This window comes from Streptomyces sp. NPDC086080, assembly GCF_044540255.1.
GTDB lineage: Bacteria > Actinomycetota > Actinomycetes > Streptomycetales > Streptomycetaceae > Streptomyces.
This window is the reverse complement of the sequence record NZ_JBITRU010000011.1, coordinates 1-17,080: the sequence shown is the minus strand read 5'-3', so window position 1 is coordinate 17,080 and position 17,080 is coordinate 1. Positions and strand designations below refer to the sequence as shown.

Genomic DNA, 17,080 nt, shown 5'->3' with positions numbered 1-17,080 from the left:
TAGGCTGGCTCCGACCGCCGCCCACCCGTCATCGAGGACGCCGATGCCCCGACTCGCCCTCTCCGAGGACTTCATCTCGGATCTCTTCTCGTTGCAGCGACCGGTCCAGAAGGAGGTCGGCGACGCGATCCAGATGTTCCGCCGCATGACCGTCCCCCAGCTCCACGCGAGCAAGGGCCTGCACCTGGAGAAGCTCGAGCGGGCGCGTGATCCCCGGATTCGCACCATTCGCGTCACCAAGTTCTACCGGGGCGTCCTCCTGGCTCCCGACGACGGCAGCGACCTCTTCATGCTGCTGCGGGTCGCGCCGCACGACGAGGCGATCAACTGGGCGTGCAAGCGCGCCTACTCCGCCAACGGCGCCACCGGCGGCCTGGAGGTGCGCAACGTAGAGGCCCTCGAACAGATGGAGACCTACTTCGAGACCAAGGCGGACACCACCCCCACCCGCCTCTTCGAAGGACACTCGGACACCGTTCTGCGCGACCTCGGCATCGACGACCAGGTACTGAGGCTGGCCCGTGTCTGTGTCACGGCCGACGACCTGACCGTCATGGCACCGCCCATGATGCCCGCGGACCAGTACGAGGTGCTGTGGTTCCTGGCTCAGGGGGAGTCCCCCGAGGACGTCTGGGAGCAACTGATCGCCCCGCGGGGCCAGACCGTGCGCGCCGCGGAGGAACGGCCGGCCGTCACGCTCTCGGAGGCGATCCTCAACACACCCGACCGCATCGTGGAGGTGACGGGCCCCGGCGAGCTGGAACGCATCCTCACCGAGGACTTCACCCGCTGGCGGATCTTCCTCCACCCCGCCCAGCGCCGCTACGCCTACCACCCCGGCTTCAACGGTCCCGCCCAGGTCACCGGAGGGCCGGGCACGGGCAAGACGGTGGTCGCCCTGCACCGCGTACGACATCTGCTGCGTACGGGCCGCGACGGCGAGCGGATCCTGCTCACCACCTTCACCAACGCCATGGCGGCGGCCCTGCGGGACAGCCTCGCGCTGCTGCTCGGTGACGCCGACGCCCATCTGCTGGACCGCGTCGACGTCACGACGGTGGACTCGCTCGCCGCGCGGGTCCTGCGGGAGGCACGGGGCGGCTCCCCGAAGCCCTTGTCCGCCGCCGCCGAGAAGAGCGCCTGGACCCGGGCCGCCGCGCGCGAGGAACTGCCGTGGACGGAACAGTTCCTGTCCCAGGAGTTCCGCAACGTCGTCCTGGCCCAGGGCCTGCGCACTCCCGAGGAGTACCTGCGCTGTGTGCGCCGAGGACGCGGCACCCAGGTGGGCCGGGTGCAACGGGCCCGGTTGTGGCGGGTGATGGAGCGGTTCACGGCGGACCTCGCCTCGCGCGACTCGGCAACGTACACCCAGCTGTGCGACCAGGCGGCGCGCGTCCTGGCCGAGGGTCCGCCGCGTTACCGCCATGTCGTCGTGGACGAGGCGCAGGACCTGCATCCGGCCCAGTGGCGGGTGCTGCGCGCCTGTGCCGCCTCCGGGGCCGACGACATGTTCCTGGTCGGTGATCCGCACCAGCGCATCTACGACTCCCGGGTCTCGCTGCGCTCGTTGGGCATCGACGTCCGGGGCCGTACCTCCCGCCTCCGTCTGAACTACCGCAGCACGGAGGAGATCCTGCGCTGGTCCGCGTCCCTTCTCGACGGTCAGCCGGTGGGCCGGCTGGGCGAGGACGACGACGAGGACGGCGGCCGGGACTCGCTGCGCGGTTACCGGTCCCAGCTGCACGGCCGTGTCCCGGCGGCGCGCGGGCACGGCAGTCAGGACGAGGAACTGCGGTCGCTGGTCGAGCAGGTGCGCACCTGGATCGAGCAGGACGGGGTCAAGCCGTCCGAGGTGGCGGTCTGCGCCCGGTTCAACACCCTCGTCGACGGAGTCATCACCCGGCTGCGGCGGGAGGGCATCGCGGCAGTCGCCGTCAAGGACAATCCGGGGCCGGGCGTCTCCGGTGTCCGTGTGGCCACCATGCACGCGATGAAGGGACTGGAGTTCCGGTGCGTGGCCGTGGTCGGCCTGACGTCGAGCGTGCTGCCCTTCGCCCCGCAGGTGACGCCACTCGAGGTCGATCCCGTCCAGCACCAGTCGGACCTGCTCGCCGAGCACTGCCTGCTGTTCGTGGCGTGCACCCGGGCCCGCGACGCGCTGGCGATCTCGTGGAGTGGTGACCGCAGCCGCCTGCTGGACCCGGTGGCAGGCTGAGACGTACGGGGCCTGGTGCCCCGCACCCCCCTTGGACGCTGTCGGCAGATCCCGTAACGGGTCGGTGAGGGGAGGCCTTCCTCCAAGGCGAACACCCCGTGAGCAGCGTCATTCCGGGAGAAGCGCTCCCCTCACGGGGCCGGAGCGGAAGCTGGTCCGGGGCACCACGCACCCGTGGCTGGGGGACGCTCGGCTCCCGCTCGTCCCGCGTAGGCGTCAGGACCGGATCTCGCGGACGACGACTTCGTGGCTTCTGCCTTCGGAGGCGTCGTACGCGATCTTCCGTCCTGTCGGCTGCCACATCAGCGCGTGCCCCAGCGGCGACGACGGGGAGATGATCTCCGCGTCGTCGGTGGGCAGTTCGGCGACGGTGTACAGGGTCGTGTCGTCGATCTCTCCGTCGAACTCCAGGACGAGCAGCGCGCCGGGGTGCACCGTCTTCGGCGCACCGTCGCCTCCGACCTGTACGGCGTCGAGGAAGGACCGCAGGAAGCCGATCCGCTTGGTGCGGCGCTCCCGCTGATCGGCCTGTGTCTTCCTGAGGAAGACGAGGGTCGCCGGGTCCGCGTCCACGGGTGTCTCGTCCGGGGCGTCGATGGCGGCCTGCAGGCCCTGCATCTCGCCGACTAGCCGGTGGAAGGCGGGGGCGGGGATCTCCCGTACGGGGAGGGGGTTGCCCGTACCGGAGCCCACCGGACCGGGCGCGGGCTCCGGGGCCGCTTCCGTGCTGGGGCGTGGTCGGGACGTGCGCGGTTCCCGGTGCTCGGCGGCGGGGGCCACCGCTGCCTCGGGAGTCGCGCCGGGCGCCGGGCTCGGGGTGTACGGGCGGTCGCTGTCCCGTGGTTCCCGCGACTCCCCCACCCCGTCGTCCTCGCTCGGGCCCTCGGCCGAAAGGCGCCGGGTGGCGTCCTCCACGTCGGCGGGAGCGGCGGATTCCTCCGGATCGACGGGAGGCGGCGCGGCGGGATCCGGCCCCACGGAGACCGGCTCCGCAGGGCGCGACGCGGCGGAAACCGGCGCGGCAGGGGCCGGCGCAGCAGGAAGCGACGCGGCGGAGACCGGCGCGGCAGGAAGCGACGCGGCGGAGACCGGATCTGTGGGCGCCGGCTCGATCCCCAGCCGGTCCAGTTCCGCCCACAGCGGGGCGAGTGCCTGCTCGCGGTCGAGGTGGAAACGGCTTCCGCGGATCCGGACGAAGGTCCAGTCAACACGTTCCAGGTCCCGCTGGCGGGCGGCGGCGGTGGACGCGTCCTCACCCTCGGCGAAGGCGTCGCCGTCGCAGGCGACTGCGAGCCTGCGGGTGCCGCCCTCGACGACCAGGTCGATGGTGTGACGGCCCACCCGATAGCCCGGCCGCACCCGGTGGCCCCGGGCCGTCAGCTCCAAATACACCTTCTGCTGGAAGAGACTGTCGAACGCCTCGTGACGCACGTCGGGCAGCACCTCGCCCTCGACCGCGACGGTGTCTTCCTCCGCGGGCCGGGTGAGGTGGTCGAGCCACCGCCGGCGCAGGTCGTTCTCGTGGAACTGCTCGGGCCGGGCACTGTGGAACACCCACACCTGGTCCTGGGCGCGGGAGGCGGCCACGTTGAGCCGTTGCTCGTACGTCTTGCCGTTGTAGCCGCCCGGTACGGTCCCGGCGGCGGTGGTGGCCGAGTTGACGCAGGAGACGAACATGACGTGCCGTTCGTCGCCCTGGAAGTCCTCGGCGTCGCCTATCCGGATGCGCCGGGCCTCGCGCTGCTCGTAGTCGAGGCGCTCGGCGAGCAGGTTCTCCAGTTCCGTCAAGTGCCCCTTGGCGCCGCGGAGGCTGACGACCCCCATGGTCTTCCCCTCGTACGCGGGGTCGGCGCAGCAGCGCACTACCGCGTCGACGAGGGCCTCGGCCTCGGCGGCGTTGATCAGCCGTTCGTTGCCGCCGACGGCTTCCCCGTCCTCGACGTACACGGTGCGGACCGGGGGCAGCCGGTCGGCACCGTACTGCCGCAGCGGCTGGAGCCGGCCGTTGTAGCAGAGGTCGTTGGAGAAGGAGATGATCTCCGGCATGCACCGGAAGTGCTCCTTGAGCATGAGCGTGCCGCGACCGGCGGAGAGCGCCTCGGTGAGGTCGAAGAAGCTGGAGTCGGGGCCGAAGAGGCTGCGGACGTCCGGCTCCAGCGCGGTGAGCAGCCGGTCCCTCAGGTGGAAGTACTCATCCTGTTTGAGGCCCACGTTGGAGGGGCTGACCTGCTTGCTGTCGCCGACAACGACCATCCGGTCGGCGAGCCAGCTCAGCAGCATGGCCTCCAGACCGGACTGGCTGGCCTCGTCGACGATGACGACGTCGAACAGGCCGGGGCGGTCCATCGGCACGGTCTCCGCCACCTGGTGCAGCGGCATGATCCAGGCCGGCACGGCCGTCTGCGCCTTGCGCAGCGCGGCCTGGGCGTCGCGCCGGTAGCGGTGCTGGTACTTGCCCTTGATGCGGCGGGCAGCCTGCTGGTAGGCGCTGAGGGCCCGGGACTGGTCGCCGGTGAGCAGCCCGAGGCAGCGGTGCCAGGCGCGGGCGGCGGCGAGGCGGGCGAGCATGATGCGCGCTTCGTCGTCGGCCTCCGTCAGTTGCCGTCGCAGCGTGCGCTCGGCCTCGGGGTCGGTGAGCCGCTCCATCCGCTCGCGCCACGCCGACCAGGCCCAGGCCTCGGCAAGTTGGGGAAGCCGGTCGTCCCACGCGGTGTCGTCCGGGGAGCCGGTGACGCGCTCGGCGAGCGAGGGGAACGTCTCCCGTACGTGAGCGAGCGCGGCGTGCTGTTCGGTCCTCAGCCGGGCGGCTTCCCGCACCTCGGCCATCTCGTCGCTGAACTCCCGGTAGCCCTGCGGGTCCTGGGCGCGTACGGCGTCGAGTGCGTGGGCGACGGCGGGTGCCACACCGGGCCGGTCGTTCCAGGAACGCAGCAGTTCCTCGGCGTCCGTGACGGTCCTGCGCGACCGCTCGGCGGCACGCAGTGTGGTCGCGGCTCGCAGCAGGGCACGTACGGCGTTCTCGACCGAGGTGTCGTGCCAGGTGGCGACGGCGAGTTCGGGTGAGGTGGCGGCCGCGGTGAGTACATCGGTGCGGGCGGCGGTGACGGCGAGCAGGGCTTCGAGCACCTCGGCGTCCTGCCGCAGCCGAGCCAGGCGCGGGCCGTGACCCTGCCAGGCGCCGACGGGAGTGGCCCACTCGGACTCCACCTGGGCCAGGCGCAGTTCGAGCCGGACCCGCGCGACGACGACCTCCGCCGTGGCGGGGTCCTCGGGGGTCCGCCCGTCGACCCGTACGGCCTGCACGAACGGGCCGACGGCCTTGGCCAGTTTCGTACGGGTGCCGAGCGGTCCGCGCAGTTTCTGTCCCTGCGTCAGCCCGTCGTAGAGGGTGGTGGCCTGGCCGAGCGCGATGGCCGGATCGTACTGTTCCAAGCCGCTGACCATCGCGGTGCCCAGCGTGGCGAGTGACGCTTCGACCGCCGCGAGGGCGTCGTGGACGGCGGCGTGCCGGCTGCGGGCCTGCCAGTCCTGTCCCGCGGTCACCTCCTCCAGGAGTGTCCCGGCCCACCCGCCGGCCGCGGCGGCGAGGGAGGCGGCTCTGGCACGGGCGGCGGAGAACGCGTCCAGAGTTGTTGTCAGACGCTGTTGTTCGGCCTCGTTCAGAGCCCGTACGGCAGTGTCGTACCGCACGCACAGCGGGTCCTGTCGTGCCGCTTCGTGCGCCTCCTCGGCGGAGCGCACGACCCGCACGGCCTCCTCGAAGTCACCGGGGGCGGGCAGTTCGGAGGGGCCGGGCACCTCGGCCGCCAGGGCGCGGTGGTGGGACGTGAAGGCACGCGTGGTGTGCAGCAGCCGCAGCGCGTCGTCGGCTGTGAGGGAGGGCTGTTCCTGAGGTACCTGCCCGAGCCAGTCGTACCGCTCCGTCTCGGCGGTGAGGCGCTCGGCGATCTCCTGGAGGCTGCCGGTGTAGTCGCCGATCTCCGCCTCGAAACGGTGGGTCTCCTGTTCGCGCAGCACGGCCAGGTCGCGCAGCATGGTCTGCTGGGCCGACCGGGCCGCGGCCAGCCGCGTCTGGAGCGTCCGGATGTCGTTCTGCGAGGCCTTGGGGTCGTAGCCGCCGTACTCGTCGAGGATTCTCTGCACGGACGCCTCGAGCTCCCGCTGGGCCGCGGCGCCGTCCTCGGTGCGGCTGACGCACAGGTCGCGGATGCTCTCGGGCAGTTTGTCCCGCAGGACGCGCAGGGCGCGCGGGGTGTGGCTGGTGATGAGGACCCGCTTGCCCTGGGCGAGCAGGTCCGTGACCAGGTTGGCGATGGTGTGCGTCTTGCCGGTGCCGGGCGGGCCCTGCACCACGACGAGCCGGTTGGCGCGCAGGCGTTCGGCGATGGTGCGCTGCTCCTCGTTGGCGGGCAGCGCGAAGTACATCTCGCCGGCACCGGCCTGCGTACCGTCGTCCTCGGTCGCCGCGAGGTCGGCGGCGGTCAGCGCGCCGTCGCGACCGGCTATGTAGCCGAGCAGTTCGGTGGGCGGTGTGCCGGCGTCGATGTGGCGGGCGATGGCCTTGAGGGCGTCCAGCGTCGAACGGCGGTTGCGCTCCCGCAGCACGAGCGCGGGAGTGAGCCCCACCTGGGGCACGTCGAGCGTGCGTGGCCGGGCGCGTTCCACGGTCGGCGTGTAGCCGCCGGCGCTGTGCGCGGCGTTGGTCCAGCTGCGCAGGGCGGTGTGTACGGCGTCGAGGTGTGCCGGGTCGGTGACGTCGGAGGCGCCGTCCAGCGTGTCGACGATCTGCTCGCGCACCGCGCCGGGCACGTGCTGGGCGCCTTCCAGCATGCCCTCTTCCAGTTCCAGCCCTGTGCCGGTCGGGTCGGGGGCGGCGGTGAGGGTGCCGGTGGCCGGGTCGAGGTGGAGGGTGGCGCGGTGCGTGACGAGGTGGCGTTCCACGCGCTGGCCGCCGGTCGTCTGCCAGGTGAGCCGGCCGAGCCCGAGGACGAGTTCGTAGGCCTCGCCGAGGTTGGCGGCGTCCTCGTGCATCTTGTGCAGGCGGTCGTACAGCCTCACGACGGGGTCGATGGCGCGTCGTCGTTCCGCCCAGGCGAGCCATTCCTGTTCCCAGGCGGCGTACAGCTTCTCGATCTGCTCCCGCTTCGGGTGGTCGTCGAGCTCGTGGTACGTCTTGTCGAGGGGGATGCCCTGGGACCAGTCCGGGAACTCCGGCTCGATCCGGCGGCGCAGGTGCGGGGCGCGGGTCTGCTTGAAGTCGCGGATGCGGGTCTCGTCGATCCAGGGCGCGAGCGGGGACTTCGGGTGCGGGGCGTCCTCGCGTTCGGGGCGGGCGAGGGTCAGCCAGGCGGGCTCGTCGGTGTCGAGCACGCCGTCGAGCATCACGGCGACCTCGGGGGCGTCCGGCAGTTCCTCGAACCAGACGGTGCCGGCGGCGCCGTCGAGGGTACGGACGGGGCGTGTCTTGGACTCCTCCGCCTCGGCGAGGAACCGGAAGATCTGGCGGACGCGGGTGGCGTCGAGTGCGTCGGACGACAGGTCCTGGGGGCGGGGAGTGGGCCCGGTGGACGGCGTCACCGGAGGCGTGGTCGGGCGGGGGTCGCGCCCCGTGGGCTGTGACGGTACGGCTCCGAGCGCCGTACGGACCGTTCCGTGACCTTCGTCGTCGGCGCCGGCGAACAGGGACGGCTGCTGCTCACCGAACAGCGGTGCCTGATCCGGAAGCGATCCCGCCCGTGCGGCCGCGGGCGTGGTGGCCCTGGCCGTGGTGAAGGTGACGCTGTCGCGCCGGTGGTCGTGCGGGAAGCGGACCTCGATGTCCAGGTCGGCGGCGGTTCCCGCCGGGATGCTGTAGGCCCAGGTCGCGGAGGCACGGCGACCCTTGCGGAGGGTGCCTTCGAGTCCGTCGTCGAGCAGCTCGGTCCGGTGGTCCCGCACCTGCCGTGCCGTTTTGCCGTAGGGCCCGCCGCGCACGAGCAGGGTGATGCCGTCGACGTCGAGGGGGTGGGCCGTGCCGTTGCTCAGGTACAGCGTGCACCGGACCAGGTCGTCGCCCTGGCGGTACCCGTCGGAGTCCTCGGGATCGACCAGCTCGTACGGCGCCACGTCGTCCACGCGTATGTGCAGCCCGTCGTCGTACTGGTAGACGGATCCGACCGGCTGCATCTCGTCACCGAGGCCGTACTCACGCTGGCTCACGCGCCACCCCACTGCTGTCCCGAGCCACATGCGTGGCCGCTTGGTGTCATCCCGCCCCGGCTCACCCGAGTGCGTCTCCGCCCCCAGCGCATCACCTCAAGTGTGAACTGAGCACACGGGCCGAGGGTAGCAGCAGATCGTCGAACGTCTACCGCGCCCCACAGAACCGCATCGCATCAATCGACACAAGCCATCAAGCGTGTTGACTCTGTTCACAATTGCAGTCCATCATGATGCGGCATCGCTCGCACAGCTCCAGACAGACGTCTCAGAAAGGCCACCCGCCATGCAGATGGAAGTGCTCCACGTCAGTCCGGAGCTCGCGACGGAGTGGCTCACCCGCAACACCAGCAACCGCCCGCTCAGCAAGGCGGCGGTACAGCAACTGGCCGGCCGTATCCAGCGCGGCGAGTGGCAGTTGACGCACCAGGGCATCGCCTTCGACGAGGACGGCGTACTCATCGACGGCCAGCACCGACTCGCGGCGATCGCCAAGGCGGGCATCACCGTCCCGCTGACCGTCACCCACGGCGTTCCGCGCACGGCGTTCACGGTGATGGACACGGGACGCAAGCGCACCGGCCGGGACGCGCTCGCCCTCGCCGGCGAGGCCAACGCCACGCACCTGGCGGCGGCCCTGCGCGGCCTGCACCTCTACCTGAACGCGCCCAACTCGTCGTGGAGCGGAGGATCGTCGGTGACCAGCAACGACCAGCTCCTGACCATGCTCGACAAGCACCCCGACATCCGTGACGCCCTTCAGCACGGCGTCGCACTCAACCGCGCGTGCCGCATCACCGTCACGGCGGCGACCATCGGCTGGTACGTGACCAGCGAGGCGCGGCCCGACATCGACCAAAGCTCCTGGAAGGAGGGCATCGTGACCGGGGCGCGTCTGGAACCGGGCGACCCCCGACTCACTCTGCGCAACACGATGCTCAACCTCGCCACGGGCACCTCGCACCGCCGCCGCGACGACTCACGCGAGCACTTGCTCTACTACCTCAAGGCCTGGAACGCGTGGGCCGAGGGCCGGTCGATCAAGCTGCTGCGCCGGTCCCCCAACGAGACGATGCCCCGGATCTCCCAGCAGGCGACGACGACTCTCACGCACGAGGTACCCCGTCTGCCGTAAAGGCCGGAACCCGCACCACGATTGACTCAGTTCACTGTAGATTGAGCGACCGTCGTCACGGTGTCGTGGATCATCGGACACGCCGTCAGGCTGCGCTCAGCCGACAGGGAAAGGAAGCGCATGCGCGCGCAGGAAATCACCTTCCTCAAGCTCGTCCAGGGGGACAAGCAATTCCAAGTCCCTTTGTATCAGCGGACGTACAGCTGGGGCAGGGAGCAGCTCAGGCGACTCTGGGAGGACATCGGCGAGCTCGTCGACCAGCACCTGTCGGGCGAGACCGGCGCCCCGCACTTCCTGGGCTCCGTGGTCCTCGCTCCCGGCCAGATCCAAGCCGGCGGAGTACAACGGTGGCTGGTCGTGGACGGCCAGCAGCGGCTGACGACACTGATGCTGGCGTTCACGGCACTGCGCGACCATCTCAGGGGAACGGGTGACCCGCGCGGTGTGGACAGGGTGCACCGGCAGATACTGGTGAACGAGTTCCACGAGGGCCCGGATCATTACCGGCTGCTCCCGACGCAGGCCGACCGCGAGGCGTACACGGCGTGCGTCCAGTCCCGGGCGGAAGCCGGTGGCAGCGACAACATCGGTGCCGCCTACCGGTTCTTTCTCGGTGCGCTCGCCGAGGGACAGGAGGCCGCCGGAGACGACCGGTGGATCGCGACGGTGGAGACCGTGCTCAAGGATCTCCTGTCGATCGTGGAGATCACCGCGGAGCCGGGCGACAACGTCTACCGGATCTTTGAGTCGATCAACAACACGGGCGTCGGGCTGAGTCAGAGTGACCTCCTGCGCAACTACGTGTTCATGCTGCTGCCCAAGCGAGGCGAACGGGTCTACCAGGAGCTGTGGCTGCCCATGCAGCAGAGCCTCGGACCCAAGAACCTCGAACTGCTCGTTTGGCTGGACCTGGTGGTGCGAGGCCAACACAAGACCAAGCAGAGCGAGATCTACCGGGAGCAGCAGAAAAGGCTTCAGCCGTTGGCCGGTGACGAGGACTCACTGCAGCGTGAGATCGCACAACTGGCCGAGCGGGGAAGGCGGTTCCTCCGCATCGTCGAGCCCGGGCGTGAGCAGTCGCCCGCGCTGCGCGCCGTGCTGGAGCGCCTGGCCGCCTGGGGCAGCCAGACCCACTACCCCCTGGCCCTGCACCTACTGGACCTCGTCGACGCCGGAACCACCACATCCGAGGACGCGGCGGAGGCACTGCGGTACGTCGAGTCCTATCTGGTGCGGCGACTCATCTGCCAGACACCGACGACGGGCCTCAACCGCATCTTCATGGACGCGCCGAAGGAACTGGAGACCGACCGCCCCGCAGCCGAGGCGGTCCGGCGGTTCCTGTCCGGGCGACGCCGCCGGTGGCCGAGCGACGACGAACTGCGCGAGGCGATCCGCAGCAAGCCGTTCTACTGGAGCGGTCGGCCTCCGCAGCGGAGGTACATCCTGCGCCGGTTGGAGGAGAGCTACGGTTCCAGCGAGCCCGTCGACTTCGTCAAGGCGACCCTCAGTGTGGAGCACGTGCTTCCGCAGCGCCCGGCCTCAACCTGGTTCGATCTGCTCGCGGAAGAGACCGAGCCGAACCAGACCCCCCAGGAGCTTCACGACCTGCTGGTCCACACGCTGGGCAACCTGACCCTCACCGGGGACAACGCGAAGCTGTCCAACAGCCCGTTCGAGCGCAAGCAGCAGATCCTCGACTCCAGCGCCCTGCGCATGAACCAGGAGATCGCCGCGGAGCAGCGCTGGGGCAAGAACGAGATCCTGGCCCGTGCCGACCGTCTGACGGAACGGGCGGTGGAGCTGTGGCCCGGCCCCATCGGCGGAGTCAAACCGACCGGCGAGGAGTGGCCGGGATGGGCGGAACTGCGGGCGGTCCTGGTGGCGATGCCGAGCGGCACGTGGACGACGTACGGTGATGTCGCCGAACTGATCGGCAGCCACCCGGTGCCGGTCGGCACCTATCTGGGCTCCAACCCCACCGTGATCGGGGCCCACCGTGTCCTCACCGCGGACGGGAGGATCTCCCCGGCGTTCCGCTGGGAAGAGGGCAGCGAACGGCAGCCGCCGCAGGAGCTGCTGATGAGCGAAGGCGTGACGTTCGACCCGTCGGGCCGTGCCCACGGCTCCCAGCGCCTGACCGCCGCCGAGCTGGCCACCCTGCTCGGCAAGGACGTCACGCAGTCCGTCTCGCACGATCCCCTCCCCGGCGGAGAGGACGCGGCGGCGGCCGAGCGCTTCCGCACCCAGTTGCAGGCGCACTGGCCCGAGGCGTCCGCCGGGGTCCTGGGCGCGCTCGACTTCTGGCGCCTGCAAGGGGGTTACGTCAACTACGGCCGCCACGAGGAGACGAGCTGCTTCCCGATGCTCGACGCCGGCACCACTCGCCGCCCCCATCTGATCTGGCCCATGGCGATCTATCCGGTGAGCGGCACGGTCGAGGTCGTCTTCCAGTACCTCAAGGACCGCAGCCCCTTCGACGACACGGAACAGCGCCGCGAGCTCCTGAACCGCCTCAACCAGATCGACGGCATCGACCTGCCCGAGGCGAAGCTGGGACTGCGCCCGTCCTTCCCGGTACGGGTGTTCGCGGAGCACGGGGAGGAGATCTGCGGAGTGCTGGACTGGTTCGTGCATACGGCGGCACTGGACCTGGCGCAACGGGACTGATCGACGCCTCACGCAACGGGAACCGCGTCATCACTGGTTCACGCGGAGAACGGCGGCTCACGACCGCAGGGGCGCGAGCCGTCACCCGCGCACGCCGAGGTCAGGTGACGCGCCGTTCCGGGAGCGGGTGCGGTCAAGGCCGGACGACGGAACCCTCGACAGTGGCCTCCTGGGTACCGTCGGCAGTCGCCGTCCGCCGGCGGTCGGCCCGCAGCGCCGCAGAGCGGGGCAGCGCAGCCGCGAGGAGGGACCCGCGCAGAGTCCGCGCGCGCAGGGCGAGGGTCACCAGGGCGTAGCCCGCGAGCCCGCCGAGCGTGTTGGCGAGGAGGTCGTTGACGTCCACGGAGCGACCGTTGTTCAGAACGATGTACGACAACAGCTGGGCGGCTTCCACGGACAGGCTGGCCGCCGCCGTCATCAGGGTCGCCCGCGCCGCCGAGGTGGCGTTCCGGAACAGCAGGGGCAGCAGGAAGCCGGCCGGCACCAACATGATGACGTTGGGCACCATGGTGATGTCCGCGGTGAGCAGCGGAACGAAGTTGATCTGGTCGATCCAGGGAGCCTGGTTGGCGTACTTGCCCCACGTCACGTTCAGCGGGAAAACCGTCAGGGACAGCACGGCGGCGAGGTAGACGGCGGCGGCCAGCCGCAGCAGACCACGGCGCTTGTCCCAGACCCCACGCCTCACCCGAATGACGGTGCCGGCTGCGAACAGGACGAGTGCGGGGCCGAGAACGGGTGCGGAGTCCACCTGGAAGCGAATGTCCATGAGGGCTGATCCTTCGGTCGGAGCGAGCGGTGCTGACGTGGTTCAGCTTCCTTCCGGGCCATGTCCGGCGGATCTCCCGAAGGACCCATTCCCCGGTGGACGGCTACGACTTTCGGCAGAGGGACCCGGTGCCGCGCGCGGCTAGGGTGCTCACCATGCTCAGACCACTGCGCGCGCCGGCCGCCGGCCGGTTCGCCGTCAGCGCCCTGCTGCTCTGCCTCCTCGCAGCGGCCCTGCTGACCGACATCGACACCGGCGCCCTCCGAAGCCAGGGCACCGGGGTCACCTTGCTCCTGTCGACGGGCGCGGCGGCGGCCGTCGCCTTCCCGGCCGTGGTCATCAAGTCGTCCCCCGCGGTGCTGGCGTGGGCGGCGTGCGCCACGGCCCTGGTGTCGCTGGCCTGCTCGGTCGCACTGCGCGTGGCGGCCAACGGCGGTTCGGTCGTGGACCAGGCCTCCGACGTCTACACCCTGTTCGAGCCGACCGCCCTGATGGTGCTGCTGCACGTGACGGCGCGGCGGGGTTCCCCGGTCGGCACCGCTGTCGCCCTGCCGCTTCTGATGGCCGCCGTCATCCTGCGTCCGCTGGTGATCGAGGTGGACGAGGCCAGCAGCATCGTCGCGCTCGTCCTGACGCTGGTGGCCGGCGGCGCCCTGGCCTCCGGCCTCACCGTCCGCCTGGTCGTCGCCTCCCGCCGGCAGCGCGAGGAGCGGATCAGACTCGAACAGCGCCTGGGTTTCGCCCGCGACCTCCACGACTTCGTCGCCCACCACATCTCGGGCATCGTGCTCCAGGCGCAGGGCGCCCGTGCCGTCGCGGCCGGGAAGCCCCAGGCGGTGGGCGACGCCCTGGAACTGATCGAGGCCACCGGGGCGGAGGCGCTGGCCGCCATGCGCAAAATGGTCGGCGCCCTGCGTGAGGACACCGTCCCGGACACCAGGGCGCCGGGCACGAACGCCGTCCGGGCCCTCGTCGACGGCTGCCGGCTCCCCGGGGCCCAGGTCGGCTTCACCGAGACCGGCCCGGTCGACGGCCTCCCCGCGGACGCCGCCCACCTCGTGGAACGCGTGGTCATGGAGGCGCTGACGAACATCCGCAAGCACGCCCACGACTGCACCACCGCACATGTGCACCTGGACGTCTCCCGCCGCCGGGTGACCGCGCGGATCACCGACGACGGACACCACCGTCCGTCCGACGGCACCGGCTACGGGCTGCGCGGCCTGCGCGAGGTCACCGGCGCCGCCGGGGGCACGCTGACCGCGGGTCCCGGCCCTGAAGCCGGCTGGCACGTCGCACTCGAACTCCCCCTCCCACTACGGCAGGTGCTCCGATGACCATCCGTGTCCTCCTCGCGGACGACCAGACGATCGTCCGCACCGGCATGGCCATGATCCTGTCGGCCGAGGACGACATCGAGGTCGTCGCCCAGGCCGCCGACGGGGTCGCCGCGATCCAGCAGGCCGATCTGCACCGCCCCGACGTCGTCCTCATGGACATCCGCATGCCGCGGCTGAACGGCATCGAGGCGCTGCGGCACCTGTACCGGCCCGGGGCCGCGCACGCTCCGAAGGTCGTCATGGTGACGACCTTCGACGACGACGAGTACGTCCACCAGGCCCTGCACCACGGTGCCTGCGGGTTCCTCCTCAAGGACGCGGGCCCTCGTCTGCTGGCCGAGGCCGTCCGCTCCGCCGCCTCCGGCGAAGCCCTCATCAGCCCTTCCATCACTGTCCGCCTGCTCCAGCAGTTCGCCCGCCCCGCCGTCACCGCCGGGCCGGTCCGCGCCTCGCCCCTGTCCGAGCGCGAGACCGAGGTCACCGCTCTGGTCTCCCGCGGGCACACCAACGCGGAGATCGCCGCCGCCCTGCACATCAGCGTGGGCACGGTGAAGACGCATCTCACCAACATCCAGGGCAAGCTCGGTGCCCGTAACCGGGTCGAGGTAGCGGCCTGGGCCTGGGAATCAGGACTCACCCGCTGACCGCGCCGCGCAGGCCGGCCCTGGGGACGGGACGGACCGGTACGGCCGTATCGCCGCCCTCCGGCCGGCCCGGGCGCCTGAGCGATCGGGGCGCCCGGCTGGTGCGAGGCCCTTGCGTCCGGCGCCGGGCGCGATCAGCAGCTCTCGCCGAACTTGACGGCCCCGATCGTCACCGGCTGTCCGTCGAGTTCCGCGCCGGCCGCCGGATCGGTCGAGCAGACCTCCCAGTTCGACTCGACGAGCACCATCCGGTCCCGGCCGGACACGTCGTCGACCGTGATGCTGGTGGAGCCGTCGAGCGCCTGTCGGGCAACCTTGACCGACTTGCCCACGAAGTTCGGCATGGTGGAGCCCGCCTCCTCGGGTTCGGCCTGGTCACCACCCGCCGGACAGTTCTCCTCGAGCTTGACGGTACCGAAGTCGACCTTCGTGTCCGTCGGGTGCGTGCCGGGCGCCGGGGTCTGGGCGCAGACCTTCCAGCCCCGGTCGAGGATCTGGTTGCGGCCCCGGCCGAGCGCGTCGTGGGACGTGAGGTGGTAGAAGCCGGCGGCCTGCGCCTCGTCCTGGGCGCTCTGCAACCCCTTGCCGACCATGTCCGGCAGCTTCGCGGTGGCCTCGGTGTCGGCCAAGGGTTCCTCAACCTTCTCACCGGTTTCGGCATCCGAAGTCTCGGGAGTCGACGGGGCGGTGGACGTGGCGTTGTTGTCCGTGCCGGTGTCGGCGGTCGGGCCGCAAGCGGTGAGCGCGGCGAGCAGCAGCGCCGTGGTTGCGGAGACACGAGTGATGCGCATGGTGAACCCCAAGGGTGTTGCGGATGAGAGTGGTCCGTCGTGCGGACGGAGGCGGGACGCGTCGCCGCGCTGGTCGGACCTGGAAGGACGCGCCATCGACAGCAAGTCAGACCTGTTCGACGACACCGACCGACCCAGTATGACGTTCGTGCACTCAGTTCACAACTCCGATTGAAATACTTGACGTGCACCGCGCCTTTCGGCGCACGGGACGCATAGGCTCTGAAGGCTTGTCGACAGGGGCGGGACAGACCGCCGCAGTCCCGTACCAAGGAACAATCTGTGAGTGAGAACGGCTCCGGCGGAAGAGTCCAGCCGGCCCGTCCCGGCGACCCCTCCCGCATAGGCCCGTGCTGTAGGCGGGGTGCGTCTTGCGCCAGCGGTCCAGTTCCCACGCGTCCATCGGCAGGATGACAGGATGGTCGGAGTTCTTGTGACCGATCACGGCTGTCTGCACGAGACGGTGGTCGAGCATGGGACCTCGCAGTGGGACGTCGGAGGAATGTCTGCCCTGTCGACGCGGACGGCGGCAAGCAACTTGCGTGATCGCCAGGAAGTGTCTCCTGCGAGCACGCCGAGCTCAGTTGTCCGACTGGTCCACGGAGTCGGAGGGGGTGGACGTCGGCAGCGCTTCCTCCTCCCGGAGCAGTTCGAGCACGCCGATCGCGTCATCGTCCTGCACGAGGTCGGCGTCGCCATAGTCGAGGTCACCGATCAGGTCGCCACTCGATTTCTGGATCAGGAAACGTTCGCGATAGGCGTCGCGTGCCGAGACAGCGATCCGATCGATGAGCATGTAGCTCAGCCCCGCGCCGACAGCCATTCCGGCGATGGGCACGAACTGCCCGAGCTTCTTCTTCGGCAGCTGCTGCGTGAACTTCGCCGCAAAGGATTGGGCGATCTTGGTGAGAACCTTTTCGTTCAACTTGGCCCAGGGAGCGTTTCTTACCAGCAACTGGGTGAGTTACGACAGTTCGGCGTAAGCGGCCGTCTTCGCCGATGTGCCCGTGGACATTCCGAGAGCGATCACGGACATCACGAAGATCTCCTCTTCGGGATCGCTCGGGTCGTAGCCGTAGTAGAGAGCTGTGGCGGCGACCGTTCGAGTGGAAAGGGCGAGCATCATCGCGGTGTCGGCGGCCATCGCCCCGGCCACGGTTCCGAATCCGGGTGCTGCACCCGCGCCTGCGCCCGCGATTGTTTCGGCGCCGGCGAGCACCTGCCCGCCCAACGTCGCTTCCGTAGTGTGATCTTGGTCGGGTAGGGTCCTGATCTTGTGGCGAGCGGGCACATAGCTGGTGAGACGTATCCCGAGCGG

General features: G+C 70.4%; 8 protein-coding genes and 1 pseudogene. 5 read left to right on the top strand and 4 right to left on the bottom strand.

Annotated elements, in window-relative coordinates; all coding sequences use genetic code 11:
• Window positions 1-43: 43 nt before the first annotated feature.
• Window positions 44-2,215: a UvrD-helicase domain-containing protein gene (locus tag ACIF9R_RS15670; protein ID WP_399979619.1), complete on the top strand. Its 2,172-nt coding sequence runs from the start codon at window positions 44-46 to the stop codon at window positions 2,213-2,215.
• A 216-nt stretch (window positions 2,216-2,431) separates the two neighbouring features.
• Here ACIF9R_RS15670 and ACIF9R_RS15665 read toward each other — a convergent pair whose 3' ends face one another.
• Complete coding sequence (locus ACIF9R_RS15665) at window positions 2,432-8,413, bottom strand: AAA domain-containing protein (RefSeq protein ID WP_399979617.1); 5,982 nt, start codon at window positions 8,411-8,413, stop codon at window positions 2,432-2,434.
• A gap of 286 nt (window positions 8,414-8,699) precedes the next feature.
• On the opposite strand from ACIF9R_RS15665, the gene ACIF9R_RS15660 reads away from it, so the two are divergent.
• Window positions 8,700-9,548 carry a hypothetical protein gene (locus ACIF9R_RS15660; protein WP_399979614.1) on the top strand — a complete coding sequence of 283 codons (849 nt, stop codon included), beginning with the start codon at window positions 8,700-8,702 and terminating at the stop codon, window positions 9,546-9,548.
• Between the two features lie 120 nt (window positions 9,549-9,668).
• A complete protein-coding gene (locus ACIF9R_RS15655; RefSeq protein WP_399979611.1) occupies window positions 9,669-12,218 on the top strand; it encodes a DUF262 domain-containing protein in 2,550 nt (849 codons plus the stop codon).
• 133 nt (window positions 12,219-12,351) lie between these two features.
• On the opposite strand, the gene ACIF9R_RS15650 is transcribed toward ACIF9R_RS15655, so the two are convergent.
• Complete coding sequence (locus tag ACIF9R_RS15650; RefSeq protein ID WP_399979608.1) at window positions 12,352-12,987, bottom strand: VanZ family protein; 636 nt, start codon at window positions 12,985-12,987, stop codon at window positions 12,352-12,354.
• Window positions 12,988-13,142: 155 nt separating this feature from the next.
• Here ACIF9R_RS15650 and ACIF9R_RS15645 point away from each other — a divergent pair, with 155 nt between their 5' ends.
• Together ACIF9R_RS15645 and ACIF9R_RS15640 are read left to right on the top strand one after the other, a co-directional pair.
• Window positions 13,143-14,324, top strand: coding sequence for a sensor histidine kinase (locus tag ACIF9R_RS15645; protein ID WP_399979606.1), 1,182 nt, complete (start codon window positions 13,143-13,145; stop codon window positions 14,322-14,324).
• On the top strand, window positions 14,321-14,971 hold the full coding sequence (locus ACIF9R_RS15640) for a response regulator (RefSeq protein ID WP_399979603.1): 651 nt from the start codon (window positions 14,321-14,323) through the stop codon (window positions 14,969-14,971). Before ACIF9R_RS15645 ends, ACIF9R_RS15640 begins: the two co-directional genes overlap by 4 nt.
• Window positions 14,972-15,105: 134 nt before the next feature.
• Here the strand turns inward: ACIF9R_RS15640 and ACIF9R_RS15635 are convergent, their stop codons facing one another.
• On the bottom strand, window positions 15,106-15,762 hold the full coding sequence (locus tag ACIF9R_RS15635) for a hypothetical protein (protein ID WP_399979600.1): 657 nt from the start codon (window positions 15,760-15,762) through the stop codon (window positions 15,106-15,108).
• Window positions 15,763-16,342: 580 nt separating this feature from the next.
• Window positions 16,343-16,981 (bottom strand): annotated as a pseudogene (locus tag ACIF9R_RS15630) (EcsC family protein).
• Window positions 16,982-17,080: the final 99 nt, after the last annotated feature.

Coding starts and splice junctions, on each gene's coding strand:
- ACIF9R_RS15660 (WP_399979614.1), top strand. CDS start 8,700: ATGCAGATGGAAGTGCTCCACGTCAGTCCGGAGCTCGCGACGGAGTGG.
- ACIF9R_RS15640 (WP_399979603.1), top strand. CDS start 14,321: ATGACCATCCGTGTCCTCCTCGCGGACGACCAGACGATCGTCCGCACC.
- ACIF9R_RS15655 (WP_399979611.1), top strand. CDS start 9,669: ATGCGCGCGCAGGAAATCACCTTCCTCAAGCTCGTCCAGGGGGACAAG.
- ACIF9R_RS15670 (WP_399979619.1), top strand. CDS start 44: ATGCCCCGACTCGCCCTCTCCGAGGACTTCATCTCGGATCTCTTCTCG.
- ACIF9R_RS15645 (WP_399979606.1), top strand. CDS start 13,143: ATGCTCAGACCACTGCGCGCGCCGGCCGCCGGCCGGTTCGCCGTCAGC.
- ACIF9R_RS15635 (WP_399979600.1), bottom strand. CDS start 15,762: ATGCGCATCACTCGTGTCTCCGCAACCACGGCGCTGCTGCTCGCCGCG.
- ACIF9R_RS15650 (WP_399979608.1), bottom strand. CDS start 12,987: ATGGACATTCGCTTCCAGGTGGACTCCGCACCCGTTCTCGGCCCCGCA.